Genomic DNA, 6,956 nt, shown 5'->3' on the forward strand with positions numbered 1-6,956 from the left:
TGGGCACTGTCCTGCGCACAGACATCGAACCCTTGCGCAGTGGACAAACTCCAGTCTGAACGCTGCCGGTGCAGCCCCGTGACACGACTGTGATCGTGGATCATCGCGCCCTGCCCCATTGCAGCCTTCTGATGGGTGCGCTTTTACTCTGCCAGGGCCAAAAGTAGCTGCTCGCTTTAAAGGCAATCAATGCCCGTCAGATAAATTAATGTTCCAGGGGTTCGTCAATACATCACCCCTTACATCAACGGAATCGTATAACTCACGATCAGGCGATTCTGATCCTGGTCGCGAGCGATATCGCTCCGGGACATCGCGTTACGCCAGCCGAAACCCACGTTCTTCAATGCGCCGCTCTGGATCACATAGTCCAGAGCGATATCGCGCTCCCATTCGGTTGCGTCCTTGCCGCTCGCAGTCTTGATATTGTCGCCCTTGAGGTACATCACCGATGCCTTCAAGCCTGGAACGCCAAGCGCTGCGAAGTCATAGGCGTACTGCGCGAATGCCGTGCGCTCACCCGCCTGGATGAATGTCTGAATGGTGCGGTCGGTGTAGAGATAAAGGCTGGCACCCGCTTCGCCTTTACCCACCAGACCGCCCTGATTGAGTTGCGCAAAATTGCTGCCATCCGAAACGCTTTGATACCCCGCCGTAATCGCGTGGCCGCCCAATGAATAAATGAATGCCGCGCTCCACGTGTCGTTGTCAATTTCACCGCTACCGTCTTTGGTATAGCCGCCGATCTTGTATCCACTGGCGCGACCGGCCACGCTGCTGTTCTTGCCATTGGACGTGGTCTTGAAATAACGCAGGTCGGTTTTCAGCGAGCCGTACTCACCCATCGGCAACACATGCAGCAAACCGGCGAAGTGCTGCTGGTAATAGTCTTCGAGAGTGGCGTAGTAATACTGGGCGGTCAGGTCTTTGGTCAGTTTGTAATCGCCACCGGCAAAGATGAATTTATTGCTTTCCCGGGTACCGCCTGCAACTGCCAGACCTGAACTATCGCTGGAAGCACGTCCGGTGGCGTGTTCAAGTTGACCGGCGGTGAAGGTCAGATTGTCAATTTCATTGCTGGTGACTTGTCCACCCTCGAAGGTTTGCGGCAACAGGCGACCATCGTTGGAGACCAGAATCGGTAACTTCGGTTGCAAGGTGCCGTAACGCAATTCAGTCTTGGAGAAGCGCATCTTGGCCGTTGCACCGGCACGACTCCATTGGTCCGCAGCCCGGTCACCGTCGTTGGGAAACATTGAGCCGCCAACGTGACGACCTGTGCCACTGTCGAGCTTCAAACCCAGCAGACCGATAGCGTCCAGACCAAACCCCACGGTGCCGTCGGTGAACCCGGATTGATAATTGAGCATGAAGGCCTGCCCCCATTCTTCAGTCTTTGAAGGCGCGGCGGCACCATCACGGTTATCGTTGTTGAAATAGAAGTTGCGCAAATTCAAGTTGGCTTTGCTGTCGTTAATAAAATCGGCAGACGCCAAGGGACTCATGGCAATACTCAGGCCGCCGGTCAAAAAACTTAATACTTGAAATGTGGCTTTCATCAGGACGAACTCCAGCGCGAAACCTATGTTCCGGGCACATTAAAAAGGCAGCAGGAAGCACTCGGCCAATCAGGCGATTGGCCAATGCGTTAAATAATCATCAAGAAATGTCGCTGATCAACAGAGCGTGATGTTGGTTAAAACCTCCGAAAAACCCTGTCAGAAAAGTGCCTTGAAAGTCCCTGTGTCGTCAGTCGATCAATCCATGAGCGTCATAAAACGGATACGGTCCGGGGTACTCGCCAAACACGACGTTGTGGGTCACCAGCGCCTGCGTATGCCAGCGATGCAGCAGATAACCGGGTGGTTCCAGATTGAAATGTGCCGGGGCGGATTGCTGTAGATCCAGCACCACTTGATGTGAGATGCCGGGGCACACACAACTCAGGCTGCCACCGAAACGTCGCTGCATCGGCCGATGCAAATGCCCGCACAGCAAACGCTCCACCTGCGGGTGACGGGCAATGACCTGCTCCAGCGCCGATGCATTGATGAACGGCTCACGGTCCATATGACCAATGCCGCTGATGAACGGTGGGTGATGCAGAACCAACAATGTCGGTGCATCGGGACGATGCGACAGTTGTTCATCCAGCCAGCGCAATTGGCTGTCCAGCAACTGACCGCCATGGGCATCGGGAATGGTCGTGTCCAGACCGATAAGCCGCAACGGATACTCCTCAACCACCCAATCCAGTGGTGCACCGGTGGATATCGGTAAGTAGGTGTGATCGGCGAATGCTGCCCTCAGATGCTCGCGTTTGTCGTGGTTACCGGGCACCAGGTAGAAAGGTATGCACAGTCGTGCGAGTTCGGATCGCAACACGGCATATTCATCTGGACGACCGAAGTCCACCAGGTCGCCACTGATCACAACGATGTCGGGACGCGGATCGCTGGCATTCAAATGATCGACAGCCCGACGCAACGCGCCAAGGGTATCGACGACACCATAAGTCAGTCGCTGACCCGCTTTAAGGTGCAGGTCGCTGAGCTGTGCAATGAGAAACGGACGGTTCAAAATAGGCCTCTAAAAGCAAAACATCACGATTGCAGGGTGAACAGCACTTGTGGCTCGACGGCCAAGGCAATCAGCGCGCCGGGGGCGTGGATAACGCCATCGGTGCTGTCCACCAACAAGGGTTGTGCGGCGCCGACATCAACCAACAAACGGCTTTGGGCACCCTGAAAAAACTGCCCCACCAGACACCCGCGCAGATGCCCCTGGCTCTCCATCACCCGCAGATGCTCGGGGCGGCAATACACAGTGGCGGGCAGATTGTCGCCATTCCATGGCAATTCACCGCCACTGACTTTCAAGCCATGGGACGTGCGCTCGATTACCGGGAACGCATTGAGGTTACCCACGAAACTGGCGACGAAAGCGTTGGCTGGTTGCTGATAGATTTCTCTCGGGCTGGCCAACTGCGCGACGCGACCGCGCTCCATGACCAGGATGCGGTTGCCCAGCGCCATGGCTTCACCCTGATCGTGGGTGACGAACACCGACGTAATTCCCAAACCGCGTAACAGCTGATCCAACTCGCTGCGCAAGCGTTCACGCAACTGAGCGTCCAATGCAGCCAAGGGTTCGTCGAGAAGCAACACCCGAGGTCGAGGTGCCAGGGCACGGGCCAGGGCGACCCTCTGGCGCTGACCGCCGGACAGCTCATGAATGCTGCGCTTGCCGTGATCCTGCAGACCCACCAGCTCCAGCAATTCCGAGCAACGCTTGTTGCGTTCGACGGGTGACAGGCCACGAATTTTCAGACCGTAGACAATGTTGCCGGCCACATCCAGGTTCGGAAACAACGCGTAGTTCTGGAACACCATGCCCACGTCACGACGCTCGATGGGCAGGCGTGTGACGTCACTGTCGCCAAAAAACACTTGCCCTACGTCCGGTCGCTCCAGACCCGCGATCAAACGCAACGTCGTGGTTTTACCGCAACCCGACGGGCCGAGTATCGCAAGGGTTTCCCCTGCTTCGACGGTCAGGTTCAGATCATGTACGGCAACGGTGCCATCGGAGAACGCCTTGCGGCAACCCTCCAGGCGAATGGTGGTTCCGGTCATCGTTTTTCTCCACGGGAAAGACGGGCGCTGATGGCCTGTAATGCAATGAGTAGCGGCACGATCATCAGCAGGAATATGAGCGTGTAGGCGCTGGCGACTTCCAGCCTGGCCGAGGCATAGCTATCGGCCAACCCTACCGGCAATGTCTTGGTCAGCGGGGTGTGAAGCATCCAGGTCAGGTTGAACTCACCCAGCGACAAGGTAACAACCATCAACACCCCGGCGAGAATCCCTGCCTGGCAGTTGGGCACCACCACACTGAAGAAACGCCGGAGCGGCCCGGCCCCAAGGCTGGCCGCGGCCTCCTCCAGGACCGGCAGATGCTGGCGCTGCATCACTGCCATCACTGGGCGCACCAGAAATGGCAGGGTGAACAACACATGACCAACGAGAATGAATAACCAACTGCTTCGAAACCCACCGAACTGACCATAGGTAAGCAGTAATGCCAAAGCACTTGCCAGACCCGGCATCGCCACCGGCAACACCATCAACTCCTCGAACGCGCGGCTGAAGCGGTTGTTCATCCGTACCAGCGCGTAAGCCGCTGGTACGCCAACCACACAGACACATAGCGCACAGGCCGCAGCCAGTTGCAGTGATAGCCAGACGGTCGGAGAGTAGGCCTGCCAGACTTGCACCAGCCAATCGAACGTCAGCCCGCTTGAAATCCCCTGGAAGTAATTACGCGTCAACCCGGCCAACAGCGACATCAGCACGGGCACCAACATGAACGCGCAGACCAGCAAGGTAAAAGCCAGTTGCCCGACAAACAGCGTTGAGCGTTTCACAAGACCGTCCTCGATTGTTTGACCAGCCGCCGGGCCAGCAACAGCACGGCCCAGGTCAGCGCGCCCAACACCACCGACAGCGCGGCGGCCACGGCGAAATTGGCGTAGTTGGTAAACACGTTGTAGATCGCCACGGGAGTCACGTTCAGCCGAGTGCCCAGCGTGAACGCCGTACCGAACGCCCCCATAGAGGTTGCAAAGCAGATCGCCCCGCACGAGATCAACGCCGGCGCCAAACCGGGCACGATGACATCGCAGACCACTCGCCAATGACCCGCCCCCAGTGAATGGGCGGCTTCCTCCAGGCTGCGATCCAGGCTTTCGCAAGCCGCCATCACCGTGAGGATCACCCGCGGAATCGAGAAGTACAGGTAGCCAATGCACAACCCCATTAATGAATAAGCAAAAACCCAGCGCTCACCCGCCAGCTCAAGGCCAAGGGTGGCGAACAACCCTTGGCGACCGGCCAGCAGAATCACCAGAAAACCGACCACCACGCCGGGAAACGCCAGCGGGAAGGTCAACAAGGCGACCAAGGCCGAGCGGCCGAAGAAGCGCTGGCGAGCGAGAAACACCCCACTGATGCCACCTACCAAGAGCGCCGCGAGGGTCACCACAAGTGCAAGCATGCAGGTCTGCGCCAGACTGCCCAGATATTGCGCGCTACTAAGCACCTGCCAATAACCGCTCGCGCTGCCATCGCGACTTTGCCCACCCAGCACAATCAGATGCGCCAGTGGCAATAACCAGAACGCGAACAGCACCGTTGCTGCAGGCACCAGCGACCAGGCAGCGGTCGGCCGCAGGGACGGGACGATGGCCTGCCCCACAGGTACTTTCCGAGTGCTCACTACCGAGGCCGTCACTTACTTGACCTCTCTCAGATACCGCGCGGAGAAGGCTTCCTGCGCCGCCGCCATTTGCTCATAGTTGACCACGCCGGCCCGGGCGTAGTCGCTGTCCGGCAAGAACTGTGCGGCAATATCCGCAGGCATCTTCGTCGCTCGTACCGGCCGCAGATACGCCTTGGCCCACAGTGCCTGACCTTGATCGGAGAGGACGAAATCCAACACCTTCTCGGCGTTGGCCCGATGTGGGCCATTGCCGACCATGCTCATCACGTAAGGCACGCTGATGCTGCCTTCCTTGGGAATCACGAACGCGACGTTGGCATTGTCCTTGTAACGCGCCCGATAGGCGTTGAAGTCGTAATCGACCAGAATTGGCAGCTCGCCGGACAGCACCCGGGCATAAGCCGTCTGCTTGGGTACGATGGGGGCGTTTTTCGCAAGTTTCTGGAAGTAATCGATGGCTGGCGTGAAGTTATCCAGGCTACCGCCCATGGCCTGATTGATGGCCACCGCCGAGACATAGCCGACAAAAGCGCTGGACGGGTCAAGGTAACCGACCATGCCTTTGTATTCCGGCTTGAGCAGATCACTCCAGCTTTGCGGCACCGGCAAGCCACCCAGTGCATCGACGTTGACCATGATGCCCAAAGTGCCGGAGTGAATCGCAAACCAGTGACCTTGCGGGTCTTTCAAGCCAGCAGGAATCTGCTCCCAACCCTTGGGTTTATAAGTGCCGACCACGCCGGCCTTTTGCGCCTGCAAACCGAAGGTGACGCCGTAATACACCACATCGGCTACCGGTGCAGCTTGTTCGGCTACCAACTGCGCCAGTGCCTGGCCGGAGTTCTTGTTATCCAGCGGGACCTGCACGCCCGTCGTATTGGCAATCGCCTTGAGTTGCGTGCCCCAGTCCGCCCACTCCGGCGGGCAGTTGTAGCAAATCGCCGTTTCGGCGGCCAAGGCCAGGTTGGCCACGCCACATAGCAGCAATGTCGCCAGGGTTTTATAGAAGCGAATCATCACGCATCTCCTCGTAGGGTTGAGTACTTTCGCCCGGCCGGATATGGCAAGGCAGGCAATGGGAAACCGGTGCGGCGCCAGCGATCTGCGCCAACAATTGATCGATCACGGTACAAGCAAGCATCGCGATGGGTTGAACAACGCTGCACAGCGTCGGATGCATCTGGGTGCCAAGGGCGATACCGTCAAAGCCAATGATCGAAATCTGCCGGGGCACGTTCCAGCCGTTGCGCCGTAGTTCCGCAATCAGGCTGATTGCCAGCAAATCGTTGGAACAGACCAGCGCACTGAGTGCCTGCGGGCCGTGGAGTAACGGCTCGATGGCGGCAAAGTCAGCCTGGGTATGGGCGGGCATTTCGATCACCGGCAGGCTGTCGAGACCGGCCTCACGCATCGCGTCGCAATAACCGGCGTGACGCAGGCGGGCGCGGTCGGACTGCAAGGCAGGACCTGCGACCATGCCTATCTTCCAGTGCCCCGCCTCCAGCAGATATCGAGTGGCAAGCGCCATGCCCGTGCGGTTGTCCACCGACACGGTGCTGTAGTCCGGATTGCCGGACTGGTGATAGGCCAACACAAAGGGTGTGTCTTCGCTGGCGAGGCTTTGCAGCACGCGGTTGCTATTGGCATCGGTCACCGTCAGGACCAGACCGTCAACC

7 protein-coding genes are annotated in these 6,956 nt (G+C 58.3%); all 7 read right to left on the reverse strand.

Annotated elements, in window-relative coordinates; genetic code table 11:
- Positions 1-239 precede the first annotated feature (239 nt).
- Positions 240-1,559, reverse strand: coding sequence for an OprD family porin (locus tag AC1DH9_RS17915; protein WP_427542442.1), 1,320 nt, complete (start codon positions 1,557-1,559; stop codon positions 240-242).
- A gap of 190 nt (positions 1,560-1,749) precedes the next feature.
- Positions 1,750-2,580, reverse strand: coding sequence for a phosphodiesterase (locus tag AC1DH9_RS17920; RefSeq protein WP_427542439.1), 831 nt, complete (start codon positions 2,578-2,580; stop codon positions 1,750-1,752).
- Between the two features lie 23 nt (positions 2,581-2,603).
- Complete coding sequence (locus AC1DH9_RS17925; protein WP_427542436.1) at positions 2,604-3,635, reverse strand: ABC transporter ATP-binding protein; 1,032 nt, start codon at positions 3,633-3,635, stop codon at positions 2,604-2,606.
- Positions 3,632-4,426 carry an ABC transporter permease gene (locus AC1DH9_RS17930; protein WP_427542433.1) on the reverse strand — a complete coding sequence of 265 codons (795 nt, stop codon included), beginning with the start codon at positions 4,424-4,426 and terminating at the stop codon, positions 3,632-3,634. The genes AC1DH9_RS17925 and AC1DH9_RS17930 overlap by 4 nt, the downstream gene beginning before the upstream one ends.
- Positions 4,423-5,277 (reverse strand): ABC transporter permease, encoded by an 855-nt coding sequence (locus AC1DH9_RS17935; RefSeq protein WP_427542430.1) that lies wholly within the window; start codon positions 5,275-5,277, stop codon positions 4,423-4,425. Before AC1DH9_RS17935 ends, AC1DH9_RS17930 begins: the two co-directional genes overlap by 4 nt.
- Positions 5,278-5,292: 15 nt before the next feature.
- Complete coding sequence (locus AC1DH9_RS17940; RefSeq protein ID WP_427542427.1) at positions 5,293-6,297, reverse strand: ABC transporter substrate-binding protein; 1,005 nt, start codon at positions 6,295-6,297, stop codon at positions 5,293-5,295.
- The coding region (locus AC1DH9_RS17945) for a substrate-binding domain-containing protein (RefSeq protein WP_477808520.1) at positions 6,281-6,956 on the reverse strand (676 nt) is incomplete at its 5' end. The genes AC1DH9_RS17945 and AC1DH9_RS17940, both read right to left, overlap by 17 nt.

It is taken from the genome of Pseudomonas sp. 05T35 (assembly GCF_056396605.1).

Coding starts and splice junctions, on each gene's coding strand:
- AC1DH9_RS17915 (WP_427542442.1), bottom strand. CDS start 1,559: ATGAAAGCCACATTTCAAGTATTAAGTTTTTTGACCGGCGGCCTGAGT.
- AC1DH9_RS17925 (WP_427542436.1), bottom strand. CDS start 3,635: ATGACCGGAACCACCATTCGCCTGGAGGGTTGCCGCAAGGCGTTCTCC.
- AC1DH9_RS17940 (WP_427542427.1), bottom strand. CDS start 6,297: ATGATTCGCTTCTATAAAACCCTGGCGACATTGCTGCTATGTGGCGTG.